22 protein-coding genes are annotated in these 17,698 nt (G+C 49.7%); 5 read left to right on the forward strand and 17 right to left on the reverse strand.

What is annotated here, in order from left to right; genetic code table 11:
• Positions 1–172: 172 nt before the first annotated feature.
• On the reverse strand, positions 173–400 hold the full coding sequence (gene yodD / locus ACJHYO_RS15425) for a peroxide/acid resistance protein YodD (RefSeq protein ID WP_000844800.1): 228 nt from the start codon (positions 398–400) through the stop codon (positions 173–175).
• A gap of 162 nt (positions 401–562) precedes the next feature.
• Between yodD and dsrB the strand changes: the two genes are divergently transcribed.
• Positions 563–751, forward strand: a complete 189-nt coding sequence (dsrB, locus tag ACJHYO_RS15430; protein ID WP_000867217.1) for a protein DsrB — start codon at positions 563–565, stop codon at positions 749–751.
• Positions 752–794: 43 nt separating this feature from the next.
• Here the strand turns inward: dsrB and rcsA are convergent, their stop codons facing one another.
• The 14 genes from rcsA to fliF form a co-directional block, all read right to left on the reverse strand.
• The gene (gene rcsA / locus ACJHYO_RS15435) at positions 795–1,418 is read right to left on the reverse strand and encodes a transcriptional regulator RcsA (protein WP_000103994.1); all 624 of its coding nucleotides are present in this window, start codon (positions 1,416–1,418) and stop codon (positions 795–797) included.
• A gap of 289 nt (positions 1,419–1,707) precedes the next feature.
• A complete protein-coding gene (fliR, locus tag ACJHYO_RS15440; protein WP_000983988.1) occupies positions 1,708–2,493 on the reverse strand; it encodes a flagellar biosynthetic protein FliR in 786 nt (261 codons plus the stop codon).
• An 8-nt stretch (positions 2,494–2,501) separates the two neighbouring features.
• Positions 2,502–2,771 carry a flagellar biosynthesis protein FliQ gene (fliQ, locus tag ACJHYO_RS15445; RefSeq protein WP_000187358.1) on the reverse strand — a complete coding sequence of 90 codons (270 nt, stop codon included), beginning with the start codon at positions 2,769–2,771 and terminating at the stop codon, positions 2,502–2,504.
• Between the two features lie 9 nt (positions 2,772–2,780).
• Positions 2,781–3,518 (reverse strand): flagellar type III secretion system pore protein FliP, encoded by a 738-nt coding sequence (gene fliP, locus ACJHYO_RS15450; RefSeq protein ID WP_001253318.1) that lies wholly within the window; start codon positions 3,516–3,518, stop codon positions 2,781–2,783.
• Positions 3,518–3,883, reverse strand: a complete 366-nt coding sequence (fliO, locus tag ACJHYO_RS15455; RefSeq protein ID WP_001298519.1) for a flagellar biosynthetic protein FliO — start codon at positions 3,881–3,883, stop codon at positions 3,518–3,520. Before fliO ends, fliP begins: the two co-directional genes overlap by 1 nt.
• A 2-nt stretch (positions 3,884–3,885) precedes the next feature.
• On the reverse strand, positions 3,886–4,299 hold the full coding sequence (gene fliN, locus ACJHYO_RS15460; protein WP_001282088.1) for a flagellar motor switch protein FliN: 414 nt from the start codon (positions 4,297–4,299) through the stop codon (positions 3,886–3,888).
• Positions 4,296–5,300, reverse strand: coding sequence for a flagellar motor switch protein FliM (gene fliM / locus ACJHYO_RS15465; protein ID WP_001295641.1), 1,005 nt, complete (start codon positions 5,298–5,300; stop codon positions 4,296–4,298). Before fliM ends, fliN begins: the two co-directional genes overlap by 4 nt.
• Before the next feature lie 4 nt (positions 5,301–5,304).
• Complete coding sequence (fliL, locus tag ACJHYO_RS15470) at positions 5,305–5,769, reverse strand: flagellar basal body-associated protein FliL (RefSeq protein WP_000133106.1); 465 nt, start codon at positions 5,767–5,769, stop codon at positions 5,305–5,307.
• 104 nt (positions 5,770–5,873) lie between these two features.
• Positions 5,874–7,001, reverse strand: coding sequence for a flagellar hook-length control protein FliK (locus tag ACJHYO_RS15475; RefSeq protein ID WP_000620083.1), 1,128 nt, complete (start codon positions 6,999–7,001; stop codon positions 5,874–5,876).
• Positions 6,998–7,441, reverse strand: a complete 444-nt coding sequence (gene fliJ / locus ACJHYO_RS15480; RefSeq protein ID WP_085446690.1) for a flagellar export protein FliJ — start codon at positions 7,439–7,441, stop codon at positions 6,998–7,000. The genes ACJHYO_RS15475 and fliJ overlap by 4 nt, the downstream gene beginning before the upstream one ends.
• An 18-nt stretch (positions 7,442–7,459) precedes the next feature.
• On the reverse strand, positions 7,460–8,833 hold the full coding sequence (gene fliI / locus ACJHYO_RS15485; RefSeq protein WP_410232505.1) for a flagellar protein export ATPase FliI: 1,374 nt from the start codon (positions 8,831–8,833) through the stop codon (positions 7,460–7,462).
• Positions 8,833–9,519 (reverse strand): flagellar assembly protein FliH, encoded by a 687-nt coding sequence (gene fliH, locus ACJHYO_RS15490; protein WP_085455385.1) that lies wholly within the window; start codon positions 9,517–9,519, stop codon positions 8,833–8,835. The genes fliI and fliH overlap by 1 nt, the downstream gene beginning before the upstream one ends.
• Positions 9,512–10,507: a flagellar motor switch protein FliG gene (fliG, locus tag ACJHYO_RS15495; protein ID WP_000067950.1), complete on the reverse strand. Its 996-nt coding sequence runs from the start codon at positions 10,505–10,507 to the stop codon at positions 9,512–9,514. The genes fliH and fliG overlap by 8 nt, the downstream gene beginning before the upstream one ends.
• Positions 10,500–12,158, reverse strand: a complete 1,659-nt coding sequence (fliF, locus tag ACJHYO_RS15500) for a flagellar basal-body MS-ring/collar protein FliF (protein ID WP_085455384.1) — start codon at positions 12,156–12,158, stop codon at positions 10,500–10,502. The genes fliG and fliF overlap by 8 nt, the downstream gene beginning before the upstream one ends.
• Before the next feature lie 214 nt (positions 12,159–12,372).
• Between fliF and fliE the strand changes: the two genes are divergently transcribed.
• The 4 genes from fliE to ACJHYO_RS15520 all read left to right on the forward strand — a co-directional run bounded on the left by fliE (position 12,373) and on the right by ACJHYO_RS15520 (position 14,891).
• Positions 12,373–12,687: a flagellar hook-basal body complex protein FliE gene (fliE, locus tag ACJHYO_RS15505; protein ID WP_001274299.1), complete on the forward strand. Its 315-nt coding sequence runs from the start codon at positions 12,373–12,375 to the stop codon at positions 12,685–12,687.
• A 344-nt stretch (positions 12,688–13,031) separates the two neighbouring features.
• Positions 13,032–13,364, forward strand: a complete 333-nt coding sequence (gene emrE / locus ACJHYO_RS15510) for a multidrug efflux SMR transporter EmrE (protein ID WP_001070440.1) — start codon at positions 13,032–13,034, stop codon at positions 13,362–13,364.
• A 168-nt stretch (positions 13,365–13,532) separates the two neighbouring features.
• Complete coding sequence (gene ybcL / locus ACJHYO_RS15515) at positions 13,533–14,084, forward strand: Raf kinase inhibitor-like protein YbcL (protein WP_001310919.1); 552 nt, start codon at positions 13,533–13,535, stop codon at positions 14,082–14,084.
• 9 nt (positions 14,085–14,093) lie between these two features.
• A complete protein-coding gene (locus tag ACJHYO_RS15520; RefSeq protein WP_000879825.1) occupies positions 14,094–14,891 on the forward strand; it encodes a helix-turn-helix transcriptional regulator in 798 nt (265 codons plus the stop codon).
• A 501-nt stretch (positions 14,892–15,392) separates the two neighbouring features.
• Here the strand turns inward: ACJHYO_RS15520 and ompC are convergent.
• Positions 15,393–16,475, reverse strand: a complete 1,083-nt coding sequence (ompC, locus tag ACJHYO_RS15525; protein WP_000737290.1) for a porin OmpC — start codon at positions 16,473–16,475, stop codon at positions 15,393–15,395.
• A 512-nt stretch (positions 16,476–16,987) separates the two neighbouring features.
• Complete coding sequence (locus ACJHYO_RS15530) at positions 16,988–17,656, reverse strand: SOS response-associated peptidase (RefSeq protein WP_085455383.1); 669 nt, start codon at positions 17,654–17,656, stop codon at positions 16,988–16,990.
• Between the last annotated feature and the right edge of the window lie 42 nt (positions 17,657–17,698).

Here is a 17,698-nt window from a genome sequence, read left to right on the forward strand (position 1 = left end):
TCATAAGTAGCGTTAATCATTCATGGCGCGAATATTTTCTTGTCAGCGAAAAAAATTGCAGATAAGGTGATGAACACATCAGATTTCCTGGTGTAACGAATTTTTTAAGTGCTTCTTGCTTAAGCAAGTTTCATCCCGACCCCCTCAGGGTCGGGATTTTTTTATTGTGCATTCAACGATTCACTTCAGAGACGCTGAAGTCATGAATATCCAGTTCGAAGGCATCCGCCAATTCACGCCATGTATGATATTCACGTCCATCGACGCTAACGTGTTCAGAATCGTTCTGGCTGCGATGAACTTCGCTTTCGCTAATTTCATTGATCGCCGCCAGCAGGGCATCGACATCGACGCTGACCTCACGTTTTGCGGTATCGCTGTACTCTTTTGCGGTTTTCATCATCTTTCCTCGCAACCGTTACTCTGTTGTTGCCGCCAGTCGTTAAGTCCGCCTGGCATCTCTTAAGTATAGACCGTCGAGAAAATCAGCACTCGCGCGCGCCTGGCGCTGCCAGAAAAACGAAATTGTTCTACACTGGCACAAAGCCACAGGAGGAAAACGATGAAGGTGAATGATCGGGTAACAGTCAAAACGGATGGCGGTCCGCGTCGTCCTGGCGTGGTACTGGCAGTTGAGGAGTTTAGTGAAGGCACAATGTACCTGGTTTCGCTGGAAGACTACCCGCTCGGCATCTGGTTCTTTAATGAAGCAGGGCATCAGGACGGTATCTTTGTTGAGAAAGCAGAGTAATCTTATTCAGCCTGACTGGTGGGAAACCACCAGTCAGAATGTGTTAGCGCATGTTGACAAAAATACCATTAGTCACATTATCCGTCAGTCGGACGACATGGTAGATAACCTGTTTATTATGCGTTTTGATCTTACGTTTAATATTACCTTTATGCGATGAAACGGTCTTGGCTTTGATATTCATTTGGTCGGAGATTTGAATGGTTCCCTGACCTGCCATCCACATTCGCAACATACTCGATTCGGTTCGGCTCAATGATAACGTCGGCATATTTAAAAACGAGGTTATCGTTGTCTCTTTTTTCAGAATATCGCCAAGGATATCGTCGAGAGATTCCGGTTTAATCGATTTAGAACTGATCAATAAATTTTTTCTGACCAATAGATATTCATCAAAATGAACATTGGCAATTGCCATAAAAACGATAAATAACGTATTGGGATGTTGATTAATGATGTGCTTGATGCGCTGACTGTTAGAAGCATCGTGGATGAAACAGTCCTCATTAATAAACACCACTGAAGGGCGCTGTGAATCACAAGCTATGGCAAGGTCATCAACGGTTTCAATGTCGTTGATTTCTCTTTTTTTAACCCCTCTACTCAACAGATACCCGGTTAAACCTAGTCGGGTGTAACTACATAAATCCATAATAATCGTTGACATGGCATACCCTCACTCAATGCGTAACGATAATTCCCCTTACCTGAATATTTCATCATGACTAAACGGAACAACATGGGTCACCTAATGCGCCACTCTCGCAATTTTTCAGGCGGACTTACTATCCCGTAAAGTGTTGTATAATTTGCCTGGAATTGTCTTAAAGTAAAGTAAATGTTGCGATATGTGAGTGAGCTTAAAACAAATATTTCGCTACAGGAGTATCCTGGAAGATGTTCGCAGATATTATTTTTCGGATAATCCTTAGGGTAGCATGATAAACGTTACGGAATTATATTAATGGTAATTCACTAATAATATCAGCCAGCAAATTAAAAATTTCACTGAATAAATGTTCGCAAAAAGGCGCAATTAACGGCATTAATGCCGCCATTAAAGAGATGCCGACAGTCAGAGTTAATGGAAATCCAATAACAAAAATGGATAATTGCGGAGCCATACGATTCAGTAAACCTAATGCCAGATTCAGGGTCAGCAACAGAGTAATGAGCGGTAACGCCAGCATCAGCCCGTTAAGGAAAATCAAACTCCCTGCTTTGGTGAGTGCCAGAAACGCATTGCTGTTCAACGGTTCGCTACCAATCGGCAGGGTGTGAAAGGTATCGACCAGCAGTGAAATCAACCATAAATGACCGTTAAATGTCAGGAACAGCAGTAATGCCAGCATATCCATGATGCGCGCTAAAACGGGCATATTGAGATGGCTGCCAGGATCGACAAATGTCGCAAATGACAGCCCCATTTGCAGACCGATAATTTCGCCAGCGGTTCGCACAGCGGCAAAGGCAAATTGCATGGTAAAACCAAGCGCAATGCCGATCAGGATCTGCTGCACGGCCAGCCACAGAGCAAAGAACGAAAAAACAGGAACATCGTTGGCAGGTAATGATGGGGCAATGGCGAACGTGATCATCATTGCCAGACCCAGTTTTACCCGTTTCGGCACGCTGCGTTCGCTCAGAATTGGCGCGGTAGAAATGAGCGCCAGCACGCGCAGTAACGGCCAGAAGTACAGGCTTAACCAGGAAAGCCATTGATCGCTTGTCACCTGCATCATTGTACGGGCTACCCGATGATATACGGCAGGTTAGTGAACAAGGTGCGGACGTAATCCAGCAACAGATTGAGCATCCACGGTCCGGCAATAATAATGGCGATAAATACGGCGATGATTTTCGGAATAAACGACAGCGTCATTTCGTTAATCTGTGTGGCGGCCTGCAAAATACTGATGATAAGGCCCGTGACCAGCGCCACCAGCAACAGCGGGGCTGCCAGTGCCAGCGCGACTTTCATCGCTTCAGTCCCCATCATCATGACCGATTCAGGTGTCATTTTGCCTCTCTAGCTGTAAAAGCTCTGCGCCAGCGAACCGACCAGCAATTGCCAGCCATCCACCAGTACAAACAGCATCAGTTTAAAGGGCAGAGCAATGGTGGCAGGGGGAACCATCATCATCCCCAATGCCATCAACACGCTGGCAATCACCAGGTCGATAATCAAAAAAGGGATGAAAATCGTGAAGCCTATCTGAAATGCAGTTTTCAACTCGCTGGTCACGTAGGCCGGGAGCAAAATACGCATCGGCACAGCTTCAGGCCCCTGCAACGGGCCGGTATTCGCCAGTCTGGCAAACAACCCTAAATCTGCCTCGCGGGTCTGACGCAGCATAAACTCACGCAGCGGCTGCGCCCCTTTTTCCAGCGCCTCCTGCATTGAGATTTTCTCTTCGCTGAATGGCTGGTACGCATCGACATAAATTTTGTCGATCACTGGCGACATAATAAAAAAGGTCAAAAACAGTGCCAGCCCCAGCAATACCTGGTTAGGTGGCGCGGAGGGCGTTCCCAGCGCGTTACGCAATAAACCAAAAACAATAATGATGCGGGTGAAACTGGTCATCATCAGTAAAATCGCTGGAATGAACGTCAACGAGGTGATGAACACCAGCGTCTGCACCGGGAGCGACCAGCTTTGTCCACCGCCAGGTAGCGGCTGGCTGGTGATACCCGGCAGTTGCGCGAAGGCGAGGGGCGTAATCAGCCAGAGAAGGACCGGTGCGACAGAAAACAAACGACGCATCAGGATCTCCCGCCACGCTTAAGCAAATTTTTCATGACCGACTGAAAATCAGTCTGCGGTATCTCTTCCGTTGGTGCTGAAGGGGGAAGTTTATGCAGCAGATTGATTTGCCCAGCGGTAACGCCGAGCACCAGCCGTGCATCTTCCACATCGACCACCACGACCCGTTCACGCGCGCCCAGCGAAGCACTGGCGCTAATTTTCAGACCGTTAACGCCAGTGCGTTTAGGGGCAAATCCCAGCCGTTTTACCAGCCAGGCAGCAGCGAGGATCAGGGCAATAATGGCGATGAGTGCGCCGCTCACCTGCAGCAGTGGCTCAGCAGAAACCGGCGCGGAAGATTGCACAGTAGCATGGTTATTCATCACTAACGGCTCAGGCGGCGCATCCGCTCGGACGGGGTAATGATATCGGTGATCCGCACGCCATATTTATCGGCAACAACCACCACTTCGCCCTGGGCGATTAAATAACCGTTGATCAGAATATCCAGCGGTTCGCCCGCCAGACCGTCCAGCGCCACGACTGACCCTTGCGTCAGACGCAACAGCTCTTTGATGGTCATCCGCGTACGGCCCAGCTCGACGGTCAGCTTGACCGGAATATCCATAATCAGGTCGATATCCTGCAACGCCCCGCTGACATCACCACCGCCAAATTGCTGGAACACCGCGTCGGCAGCGCTTTTTCCGCTGGTTGATTTTTGCTCGCTCAACGCTTCAGCCCACAGATCGTCCATTGCGCCGTTGTTGTCATCGGCCGGATTATTCATGTCACTCATTTGGGCTGTTCCTCGTTCAGAGAATTTAAAATCGGGTTAATCAAATGTTCTATCCGTAACGCATACTGACCGTTGAGAGTGCCGTACTGACTGGTCAGAACCGGGACGCCGTCAACATGGGCGATGATGCGATCGGGTTTTTCTATCGGCAGGACGTCGCCGGGTTTCAGTTTTAAAATCTGCGACAGGCGTAGCGAGATATCGGCAAAGTTGGCCACCAGTTCCAGCTGTGAATGCTGCACCTGGCGCACCAGGTTATCGCGCCAGTTCTGATCTTCATTACGCGAGTTTTCCAGCGGCGGGTTAACCAACAATTCCCGTAGCGGCTCGATCATGCTGAATGGCAGGCAGATATTAAATTCGCCGGTCAGGTTGCCAATCTCCACATGGAACGGCGTGTTAACCACAATGTCGTTTGGCGAGGTGGTGATATTGGTAAATTTCACCTGCATTTCCGAACGCACGTACTCAACTTCCAGCGGATTAATCGCCTTCCATGCGTCGCTATAGCCTTCAAGCGCCAGTTTCAACATGCGGTTGATGACGCGCTGTTCGGTATGGGTAAACTCGCGGCCTTCCACTTTGGTCGGGAAGCGTCCATCGCCGCCAAACAGGTTATCCACGGCGATAAACACCAGGCTCGGCGAGAACACCACCAGCCCTGTGCCGCGCAGCGGTTTCAGATGAATAAGGTTCAGGTTGGTCGGCACCGGCAGGTTGCGGGCAAATTCATGGTACGGCTGAATGCGGATGGCCCCGACGGTAATATCCGGGCTACGGCGCAGCAGGTTGAACAGCCCCATACGAAAATGGCGAGCAAAGCGCTCATTAATGATTTCCAGCGCCTGCAAACGTTCGCGCACAACCCGTCGTTGGGTATTCGGATCGTACGGACGAATGTCACTTTCGCCGCTAACACTGGCTGTCGGTTCGTCTTTGACTTCGCTGTCGCCATTCAACAGCGCATCAATTTCAGCTTGAGAAAGAATACTATCGCCCATGTCGTTATCGCAGAATAAAAGCGGTATACAGCACGTCGGTGACATCCTGTTTCGGTTGCCCGGCAACAAGCGGGGTGGAAAGTGTGGTTTTAATCTCGGCAATCAGGTTTTTCTTGCCTTCTTCTGTCGCCAGTACGGCAGCATCCTGACGCGAAAACAGTAACAGCAAACGGCTACGGACTTCCGGCAAATACTCACTCAGCCGCGAGCGGGTAGCTTCATCTTTCAGTCGCAGGGTTATGCCGATATAAAGCACGCGATCCGCATCGCCCAAATTGACCGTAAAGGTATCCAGCGCATAGAAGACCGGGGAGGGCACGACGCGTTGCTGCGCTTTGTCGTCAGCGGCAACCTGATGCGAATGCCAGTAGCTGTAACCTGCGCTGGCACAGGCCGCGAGGGTAATGAATACCAGAATCGGGATCCAAAGCGATCGCTTGCTTTTCTTGCTTATCGCGTAATCAGTCATGTGTTGCGGTCTTCCTGTGTCGCTACTGCTTATCGGCTAATTATCCTGCGTCTTGAGCGCAACAAAGCGGGGAAAAGACGCGGATTACGGTGCTACCTCTGACGTTAGGCGAAAATATCAACGCCGCTGTTACCTGTTACACGCCCTTGTAAAGAGACGGGAACCAGAAGCGTATCGTCATCTTCCCCCGCCAGAGGTTCATGGTTTGCTGTGCGTTGGCTTTGCTGTTGCTGGGAAGCGGCCTGCTGCTGACCACTAAAGCTTTCGCCACTAATGTTGCTTTGCCCTAACTGAATGCCACTTTCGGCCAGCTGCGTACGCAGTACCGGCAGCGCTGCTTCCAGGGCGGCGCGTACGTGCTGATGCGGTGAAATCATCTGGATCTGCGCCTGGTTATCATCCACTTTGAGGGAAATTTGCACTTCACCTAAATCCTGTGGGTGCAGACGCAACTCTGCACTTTGTTGCCCCTGGCGGGTGAACAGCGAAATATGCTGGCTTAATGATTGTTGCCATTCGTGAGAACCCAGCGGTGCACTCAAAACAGGCGCGGCGACGGTGGGCAGTGGCTGTGTCTGGTGTGGAGTGATTAGCGGGCTGGCGTCAGCGGTCACCGGCGAAGGCGTGCTGATGACTTCCGCTTTACTCTGGGCTTCTGCTACCAGCGGTGTTAATGGCTGAGCTGGTGTGCCGGGGGCGTCATCAGGCTGTGCTGTAGTGAGTTGCGCAGAAGTCAGTTTTGTGAAGAGCGTTGGTTTCTCTGCCGGTAACACGGTTGACGGTGCATCAGTCACTTTGGGCGTATTGTCAAAACCCGGCAACATCGCAAAAAGGGCGCTCAGACTTGCGGTGACGTCTTCATTAAGGTCATCCGCTTTTTCGTCTTTTGTCGTATTTTTGTCAGCCACCGCAGCCAACGTCATCGTCTGAGCGGTGGTTAACGGTGTTGATGTGGATTGTTCGTCGTTGATGACAGGAAGTGTTTCATCCACAGGAATCAGTAAATCCGCTTGTTGCGCATCGGAAACAATATCGCTGACCAGCGGTTCGCCTTTTGTCGTGGGCTTATCTGTTGCCACCAGCAACTGGGGGGCCGCTTTGTCGGTTGTTGTCTCGCCTGCTAATGCTTCGCTCAACAACGCGAGAAAATCTTGTGCAGCATCGCTGGCTTTGCCGCCAGGCAATGTGGTGGTGTCAACGTCGGCGGTAATCAAGGGCGCTAAGCGAATCATTCAGGTTTCCTCATGGCGGCGCGCTGGGCGAACTCATCCATCCTTTTCTGATCGAGGCGGTTTTCTGCAAGCAGTGCCGCCGTGGATTGCCGTTCCTGCAGTGTCTGCCAGGCCTGCAAACGTTGTTTCTTTTCTCGCCAGCTGTTCAGGGCAATGTCAACTTTCTGCGTCCACTGATTAAGTTGCTGGCGATGCTGAGTAATGGCTTTTTCCAGCGTCTGGATAAACTGCTGATAGTTGATCCAGCGGTTGCTGGTCATCCCGGCACTCATATCGCTATTGAGGTTATTGCGATATTCATTCTGATAATCGATCAGCATTTTGAGCTGTTCTTCCGCCTGCTGACATCCGCGACGCATTTCACCCAGCAGGCGAGCGGCATCCTCTACCTCTTTTTCTGCCAGATCTTTCAGGGTCGCCAGCGCACCATGTTCCGCCATCTGCCGTTATCTCCTGGGTTATGACACTGTCGGGAAAATACGTTCCAGCCCCTGGAGAGACGCTTCCCAGTCCGCGCGTTCAAAAATGCCTTGTTGCAAATAGCCCTCCAGCTGCGGCCACAGGGCGATAGCTTTATCGAGCATCGGATCGCTGCCTTTGGCATACGCACCGACGCTAACCAGATCGCGGTTACGCTGAAAACTCGACAACAGCTGTTTGAAGGTGCGCACTCGCGCATAATGTTGCTCGCTGATCAACGCCGTCATTGCGCGGCTGATCGACGCTTCGATATCGATAGCCGGATAGTGCCCGGCTTCCGCCAGTCGGCGAGACAGCACAATGTGACCGTCGAGGATTGCTCGCGCGGAGTCGGCAATGGGGTCCTGCTGGTCATCGCCCTCGGTGAGCACGGTATAAAACGCGGTAATCGAGCCGCCGCCGCTAATGCCATTTCCGGCACGCTCGACCAGTGCCGGTAATTTGGCAAACACCGACGGTGGATAACCTTTAGTGGCGGGTGGTTCGCCAATCGCCAGCGCAATTTCACGCTGGGCCATCGCGTAGCGGGTGAGGGAGTCCATAATCAGCAACACATGCTGACCACGATCGCGAAAATCTTCGGCAATGCGCGTGGCATAGGCGGCACCCTGCATTCGCAGGAGCGGAGAAACATCCGCCGGAGCGGCAATCACCACGGAGCGTGCACGTCCTTCGGCACCGAGGATATTCTCAATAAAATCTTTTACTTCGCGCCCTCGTTCACCAATCAAACCCACGACAATGACATCGGCGCGGGTGTAACGGGCCATCATCCCCAACAGCACACTTTTACCAACGCCGGACCCGGCAAACAGCCCCATACGCTGCCCGCGTCCGACGGTAAGCAGGGCATTGATTGGGCGCACGCCGGTGTCCAGCACATGTTCAATCGGTGTACGTTGCAACGGGTTAAATGGCGGGGTAATCAGCGCACCGGTTTCCGTCGTATCGGGGGAGGGGAGGCCATCGAGCGGTTTACCGCTGCCGTCCAGAACGCGACCTAATAACGCCGGACCGAGCGGCAACTGCTTGCCGCTTTGCAGTCCTTCAGCCGAAATGTTTTTGGCATAAACACGCGCGCCGGGCAGGACACCTTCCACTTGCTCCAGCGGCATTAAAAACAGCCGTTGACCGTTAAAGCCAACGACTTCGCTTTCTACTTCGTGAGTTTCGCTGCCGTTCTGGCGCTCAATCACACAGGTTGCGCCGAGCGGCAATTGTAATCCGGTGGCTTCCAGCACCAGCCCGGTAGCGCGGGTTAATCGCCCGTAGCGACGTACCGCAGGCAACTGCGCCATTTTAGCTTCGAAGTTATCCAGCGTGGTTAGCCAGCGAGTCAGGCGCGTGGTCATTACACCACTCCTGGTGCTGCCAGACGGCAGAGTTCTTGCCAGCGGGTGGCGACACTGGCGTCGAGATCGCCTTCATCGGCGGAGACTTTACAGCCGCCAGGATGGAGGGTGGGATCGCCCCGCAAGCGCCAGCCATGCAAACTTAAAGTTGCGCCGAGCATATCATCAACACGTTGCAGATCATCGGGGTGCACGCGCAGCTGCGGTTTACCGCTGAACAACGGTTCTTGCTGCAACAACTGTTGGATCTGTTTGATCAGTGCCGAGTTATCCACCGTTGGCGTCTGACCGATCACCTGACGTGCCGCCTCCAGCGCCATCTGCATCAGGCGCGAAGCAATCACACTATCAAGCGCATCAAGGGTAGTTTGAAATTCGCTGACCAGTTGCTGCATCCGGGCATGAATTGGCGCTTGTTGAGACTTCGCCTCTGCCAGACCTTGTTCCAGCCCCTGGGCCAGGCCTTCCTGATAGCCCTGCTCATGACCTTGCTGGAGACCTTCGGCAATCCCCGCCTGATAACCCTGCTCGTGGGCCTGCATTTTCAGTTGCGCCAGTTGCTGCTCAAGGCTGGGTTCGGCCTCTTCAATAATGGTTTCTTCCGACTCGACCATTGGCACAAACTCTGCCGGTGGTGGCGCGAGATCGTCCGGCGTCCAGGTTTTCCACGGCAGATTATCAGACATAGGTATCCTCGCCGCTGCCAATCACCATCTCGCCAGTTTCGGCAAGACGGCGCACAATCAGCAGAATCGCTTTCTGTTCGTTTTCCACCTGCGACAGACGCACCGGACCACGGTTGGCGAGATCGTCGCGCAGAATATCGGCGGCACGCTGCGACATATTGCGCAGGAATTTCTCGCGCAGTGGCTGCTCGGCCCCTTTCAGCGCGATCAGCAGCGATTCGGAATCCACTTCCTGCAACAGACGCTGAATGCTGCGATCATCGACATCCACCAGATTCTCGAACAGGAACATCTCATCGATGATTTTCTGCGCCAGCTCGCCGTCGAATTCACGCACGGCGGTAATAACGGCTTCTTCCTGCTGAGTTTTCATCAGGTTGATAATTTCGGCTGCCGTTCTCACGCCGCCCATTTTACTGCGCTTGAGATTCTGACCGTCGAGCAAGCCATTCAGTACTTCGGTCAGCTCCGCCAGCGCGGCAGGCTGCACGCCGCCAAAGGTGGCGATACGCAACATCACGTCGTGGCGCAGACGTTCATCGAACAACGCCAGAATATCGGCGGCCTGGGCGCGCTTCAGATGCACCAGAATGGTGGCGATAATTTGCGGATGCTCATCGCGAATCAGATCGGCGGCGCTCTGCGGCTCCATAAAGTTGAGCGTTTCAATACCGCTGGCGGTATCGCGAGTTTCGAGAATATCTTCCAGCAGGCTGGCGGCACGTTCTTCACCCAGAGCTTTGACCAATACCGAACGCAGATAATCGTTGGCGTTGATATTCAGTGCGGCAAACTGTTCAGCTTCTTGCTCAAACTCCGCCAGCACATCGGTTAGCTGCTTGTTGGAGATCTGCGTGACGTTCGCCATTGCAGCGCTCAGGGTTTGCACTTCGCGCTGGGAGAGGTGCTTGAACACCTCTGCCGCCCGGTCTTCGCCAATGGTCATCAGCAGGATGACGCTTTTATCGGTGCCTGTCAGGTTACTCATGATCGTTATTTATCCACTGGCGAATGACCAGCGCCACCACGCGCGGATCGTTATCAGACATTTCACGGATACGCTGGCTCATGACTTCTGCCCCCAGACGTTGGTTAGCGCGCCGTTGTTGGAGTTGTTCGTCTTTGCTCAGGCGGACTTCCACCGCATCTTCCACTTCCTCGCGGGCCTGCGCCTGTTGCTGTACAGCTTTCATCGCCTCAGCGCGACGTGTTAGCTGCGGGCGTACCGCTTTACGCCACAGCAGCCACGCCACCAGCAGTACCAGCAACCAGCGACCGGCAGCAAGTAACTGATCGATAAACACTTGCTGTTGCCAGAACGGCAGTGCTCCGCCGCTTTCGTCACTGCTATTGAACGGCGAGTTAACAACATTGAGCGAGTCACCGCGTTTTTCAGAAAAGCCCATCGCCTCGCGGGTCAGATCTTCAATTTGTTTCATCTGTTCGTTGCTGAGAGGCAATGGTTTACCGTCTGGCAAGGTTTTGTAATTCACCACTACCGCGACTGACAGACGTTGCACATCGCCCACGTTCATTTTGGTATGACGAATGGTGCGATCGACTTCGTAGTTACTGGTTTCATTCCGCTGTGTGCTACGCGGCCCACTATTGCTGGTGGTGCTCGCCTGCTGCTGGCGGTTATTTTGATTTGCCGGAGGCGTGCTGATTGGCGCGTTATTCGCAGGTGCCGGTTGATTCGACAACGCCCCCGGTACGCCGCCCGGATAACCGGAACCGCTTTGCTCGCTCTCATTAAGCTGGCGTGAACGAAGCGCCGCCTGAGATTCATCACCGTTAGGGCGATACTGTTCTTCCGTTTGTTCTTTACTGGCGAAGTCCAGTTGCGCCGTGACCTGGGCGTGAATATTACCGTTACCAACAATAGGCGACAGGATCGCTTCAATACGCCGCTGAATACGGCCTTCGACATCGCTGGCATATTTCAACTGAGCATCATTAAGATCGCGCCCGCTGGTATTGGACTGGGTTAACAGATGTCCGCCCTGATCCACCAGCGTGACGTTCCCCGGCGGCAGACCAGCCACCGCGCTGGAAACCAGATGCACAATGGCGCTAATTTGCCCTTCATCGAGTGCGCGGCCGGGTAACAGATTTACCGTCACCGATGCAGAAGGGGATTTTTGTTCACGGACGAATAAAGACGGTTTCGGCATTGCCAGATGTACGCGCGCCCCTTTTACCGGGCCGATAGTTTCGATGGTACGAGAAAGCTCGCCTTCCAGCGCCCGCTGATAATTCACCTGTTCGCTGAACTGGCTGATACCAAACTTTTCCTGATCGAGCAGTTCGAAACCGACCGCGCCGCCTTTGGGCAAACCTTGTTGCGCCAGGCGCAGGCGCAGTTCGTGAACTTTATCTGCCGGAACTTCAATAGCGCCGCTGGCTTCGCTGAAGCGGTAAGGAATATTCATTTGCGTCAGTTGACTGACAATTGCGCCACCATCCTGATCGGAAAGATTGCTGAATAATGTACGGTAGTCGGGGGTTTTCGCCCACAGGATCAGTGCGACCATGACCGCCACTGCCGCGGAACCGGCAACAATCAATGGAATTTTCGGATTCGCACGCAGGCGATTAAGCCACTCAAGAGATTTTGTCTGGGCTGCAGTCGCATTCATCGCGCACCTCGTGGCTGATTATGGACGGCGTTATTGGCAAAGTGGAACAAGACTCACTCCCGGGTCAGCAAACTCGAAAAATTGACGCTCCCATTATTTGTGCTTTCGTTTTTTTCTATCCGCCAATAAACCCGTTTTTTTGTTGCTATTTAGCGCCTTTGTCTTATTGACTTACTGGTAGGCTTTGCTATCAGAAATTATTCGGGAGACGAAAATGTCAGCGATACAGGGGATTGAAGGGGTTATCAGCCAGTTACAGGCTACGGCGATGAGTGCGCGTGCGCAGGAATCACTGCCGCAACCGACCATTAGTTTTGCCGGGCAGCTGCACGCCGCGCTCGATCGCATAAGCGATACACAAACAGCCGCCCGTACCCAGGCAGAAAAATTCACCCTCGGTGAACCCGGCGTGGCGTTAAACGATGTGATGACCGATATGCAAAAAGCCTCAGTTTCAATGCAAATGGGGATTCAGGTGCGTAATAAACTGGTGGCGGCGTATCAGGAAGTGATGTCCATGCAGGTGTAGGTTGTGTAACCTGTTGACTATGCTTGTTTAATTATATCCGATCCCACAGCGTGGGGCATGGATGGGGCAAACTCACTCAATTTCTGGTTTAAAATGGATACCTGATCCTGGTTGTTTTCTGCCATCCACGATCCGTAAACGCGATAACATGTTTTGTCTTCGCTTTGCTCCCAGGAAGAGTGAACTCATTCGTTAGCCTGGGGTTCCTTCTGATCATTATTGTTCCTGCCTTTATCTCTTGCCACGCCAGAGCCCCCTGGATACACATACACCAGGATGAAAACGGTGAGTTGTGTTCAAACTGTAGTACAATTCTCTCCAGTATGAACAGGAAAGAATATGCTATGAACCCTTATATTTATCTTGGTGGCGCAATACTTGCAGAGGTCATTGGTACAACCTTAATGAAGTTTTCAGAGGGGTTTACACGGTTATGGCCCTCTGTTGGCACAATTATTTGCTATTGTGCATCATTCTGGTTATTAGCTCAGACGCTGGCTTATATACCTACAGGGATTGCTTATGCTATCTGGTCAGGAGTCGGTATCGTTCTGATTAGTTTGCTTTCCTGGGGATTTTTTGGTCAACGACTGGACCTGCCAGCTATCATAGGCATGATGTTGATTTGTGCCGGTGTGTTAGTCATTAACTTGTTGTCACGAAGTGCACCGCATTAAAAAATAATTATCCTTGAGATAACAGGAATCTGATTTGTGCATATTATGGCTAATGTTCGGGGCACCTTTATAATTATGATTGCATTTGCGCGATCATTGCGCCTTTATGCATAATGAGATCAAGGCACATCAAATAAAATAACGATAGGTCACAACAATGAGGTTTTTATGAAAAAACTTATCGTTTCAAGTGTATTGGCATTCATAACATTTTCTGCGCAGGCCGCAGCATTTCAGGTCACTAGTAATGAAATAAAAACAGGAGAGCAACTTACAACGTCTCATGTATTTTCTGGATTTGGGTGTGAAGGTGGTAATACATCGCCCTCATTAACCTGGTCTGGTGCTCCTGAAGGCACCAAAAGCTTTGCCGTAACTGTGTATGATCCAGATGCTCCTACAGGCAGTGGATGGTGGCACTGGACTGTTGCTAATATTCCAGCAACTGTAACATATTTGCCCGCTGATGCAGGAAGACGTGATGGTACAAAACTTCCGACTGGTGCTGTTCAAGGCCGAAATGATTTTGGTTATGCAGGATTTGGTGGAGCATGTCCTCCCAAAGGAGATAAACCCCATCATTACCAGTTTAAAGTATGGGCTCTAAAAACTGATAAGATTCCTGTGGATTCTAATTCCAGCGGAGCGTTAGTTGGTTATATGCTTAATGCCAATAAAATTGCAACCGCTGAGATAACACCAGTTTATGAGATAAAGTAGGGTAAGAGTATGCTGGCAAAAGATAAGACTAACCTAAAGATTGAAGAAATACGGATGCATAAACATCATGAGATTCACAGGGTTAAGCCTCTTATGCCAGCTTTATGTCGTATCCGTCAGGGAAAAAAAGTTATCAATTGGGAGACGCATAGTCTAACTGTTGATAATAATCAGATAATATTATTTCCCTGTGGATATGAATTCTATATTGCGAATTATCCAGAAGCAGGTCTTTATCTTGCAGAAATGCTTTATTATCCCATTGATCTAATTGAAAAGTTTCAAAAATTTTATGCGATAACTGATCAAATTCGTAACACGACAGGTTTCTGCTTACCTCAGAACCCCGAGTTAATATATTGTTGGGAGCAACTAAAAACATCTATTTCCCGAGGCTTCTCAACGCAAATTCAGGAACACTTAGCAATGGGCGTTCTACTTTCATTAGGAGCACATCATGTTAATTGTTTACTTTTATCAGATAGTAAACAATCATTAATAAGTCGTTGTTATAACCTAATGCTATCCGAACCTGGAACAAAATGGACAGCAAACAAGGTAGCGAGATATCTCTACATTTCTGTTTCCACATTGCATCGCCGTCTGGCAAGCGAGGGAGTAAGTTTTCAAAGTATATTGGACGACGTGAGGTTAAATAATGCGTTGTCTGCTATACAAACGACAGTAAAACCCATCAGCGAGATTGCCAGGGAAAATGGTTACAAGTGTCCTTCTCGTTTTACTGAAAGGTTCCATAATCGTTTTAAGATAACACCAAGAGAGCTAAGAAAAGCGTCCAGAGAGTAAAAGTATTTTATGAAGGAGCAACAGCATCGATTTTTATTTTGGAAAATAAATACGGCATACTCAACCTATTGGAGCCTGAACAATCCGGTGACTTCTGCGCTAATCGGGGACGTTTATAAGCACATATAATTGATACTATCTTCCTCCATCACAATTTCAGAAATGCACGTGTGATTTTTTTGCATCCGGCGTTTGGACTATGTGGAGCTCAAGAGTGGGAAAGTTACAAGAGGTTGAGGGGATAATTAAAGGGATACTTATGACATTAGATATCAGGTTAGGTACGGATATCGTTGTTATTAAATCTAGTTGATACGTTAATTGTTCACTGGGTATTATTAAAAATGGGGCGTTGAAACGCCCCAGAAAATAAAGGGTAATATATAACAGAAGGTTTATATAGTCAGAAGCAAGATAGTGCTTCTAAGGAAAGTGGCTTGAGGGGGCCACTTATATGTTGGGGAGGCAAAGCCTCCCACAACATATCTTTGAGTAATCAGATTAGAACTGGTAAACCAATCCTACAGCAACGATATCATCGGTAGCAACGCCAGATGCTTTCGTGAAATCGCTCTTATCAATCAGGTTGATTTTGTAATCAACAAAAGTGGACATATTTTTGTTGAAGTAATAGGTTGCACCTACATCAATATATTCAACCAGGTCCTGATCACCCCACGCACCCAAGTCTTTTCCTTTAGATTGCAGGTAAGCAACGGACGGACGCAGACCGAAGTCGAACTGATATTGTGCAACTACTTCGAAGTTTTGTGCTTTGTTGGCAATATGGTTATTACCAAAAACAGTCATGTTCTGGGTTTCAGAATAGGTGGTAGCCAGATAGATGTTGTTCGCATCATATTTCAGACCAGCTGCCCATACTTCAGCATTTTGACCAGATGCATTCAGGCTGTTGTTACCGTAGATAACCTGATCATTAGTGCGGTCAGATTTAGCATAGGTTGCACCTACACCGAATCCTTCATACTCATAAGTAGTGGAGAAACCGAAACCATCACCGTTAGCTTCAGTTACGTCAGTGCGGTCATTTTTACCCTGATACTGAGCAGCAAAGTTCAGACCATCAACCAGACCAAAGAAGTCGTTGTTACGATAGGTTGCAACACCTGTGGTGCGACCAGTCATGAACACATCTGTTTGGGTCCAGGTATCGCCACCGAATTCTGGCAGAACGTCGGTCCATGCACCGATATCGTATGCTACACCGTAGTTACGGCCATAATCGATGGAGCCGTAGTCACCGAATTTCAGGCCAGCGAAGGCAAGACGGGTTTTATCTTTGGAAGAACCTTGAGATTCAGCACGGTTGCCTTTGAATTCATATTCCCACTGACCGAAACCAGTCAGTTGATCGTTGATTTGAGTTTCGCCTTTGAAGCCCAGACGAACATAAGTTGTGTCGCCATCATCTGCATCGTTAGAAGAGAAGTAGTGCTTAGCATTAACTTTTCCGTACAGATCCAGCTTGTTACTGTCTTTATTGTAAATCTCTGCTGCCTGAGCAGACATCGCCATCAGTACTGATGCAGCTACAGCAGAAATTGCCACTGTTAATTTTTTCATCGTGAGCCCTTTTATTTGAACTATTATTTAAAAATGATGTCACTGCACTACAAATATTCATCTAATCAATGAGATTATTTCAAGATGTAAGTTTTAGTTTCTCATTTAAATTGTGAAGTAGATCCCTATTTTTATCTGAACTGTTTCTATTGCACACAATGCATGACTATTTTGTGAACGAATATAAATTTGGTAGTCAAATTATATTAAAGGTTGTTATTTATGATTGGCTCATAATTTATTTTTTTAATTTAAACGGCCTAAAAATAACCATGGAAATTATTTGCATGATGTTTGTTTAGATTTATTAATGTAATTGAGGTGGTTTTATTTAATACGCAATATAGCGCCGCTTGATATTAGTTCTATTTTTTTTGCGTAAGATAGATGAGACAAACTGAGACGCATAATGGTTTGCAAGGCTTTAAATACTTTGATGTTGAGGATGTGATGGGGCATGTACGGGCATAGTACAATGATGTCCATCCAGGTGTAGATAATCTCCAGGCTTATCAAACAGGTTGAATTAACTCCGCGCCCTGGTTTTTAACATTACCCACCGCGCACGATACCGGGTGCCAGGTGAACTGGTTTGCTGGAACACAGCCACTGGCCGCGATTTCTGAGGCTTCTTTATCGCCAACCTCTTGCCGCATCCATTCCCGTGCAGTTTCTGGCGACAGTACCAGCGGGCGGCGGTCATGAATATCTACCAGGCCCTGGTCTGCTGCTGCAGTGACAATTAAAACTCCTTCGGCTTCGTCACCGCGCTCAAACGGTGTGCTACCTATCGCGGCTATAAAAACAGGTTGTCCATCAGCGCGATAGATAAAATAAGGCTGTTTTTTGTCGCCTTCTTTTTTCCACTCAAACCAGCCATCGGCAAAGCATATTACCCGACCATGTTGCCAGAGCGGTTTAAACATGCGACTGGTTGCGGCAGTTTCTACGCGGGCGTTAATCAGCGGCGGTTTATCCCACCATCCGGGAGCATATCCCCAGAAAACCGGATCCAGATGAAGGTGTTCATCACGTTCACTGAGCAGAAGGACTTTGGTTCCCGGCGCGACGTTGTATCTGCCAATAGGTTCGGGATCGTAGGGAATATCGCGTTCAATATCTTCCGCGAGAAACGCGAGGTAATCTTCACGCGTTTGGGATTGGGCAAAGCGTCCACACATAGAAACCTCCTGAGAGCACACTGAAAAGAATAGGAGAGGGGG

Source organism: Escherichia sp. WS1118 (assembly GCF_046487695.1).
GTDB lineage: Bacteria > Pseudomonadota > Gammaproteobacteria > Enterobacterales > Enterobacteriaceae > Escherichia > Escherichia coli.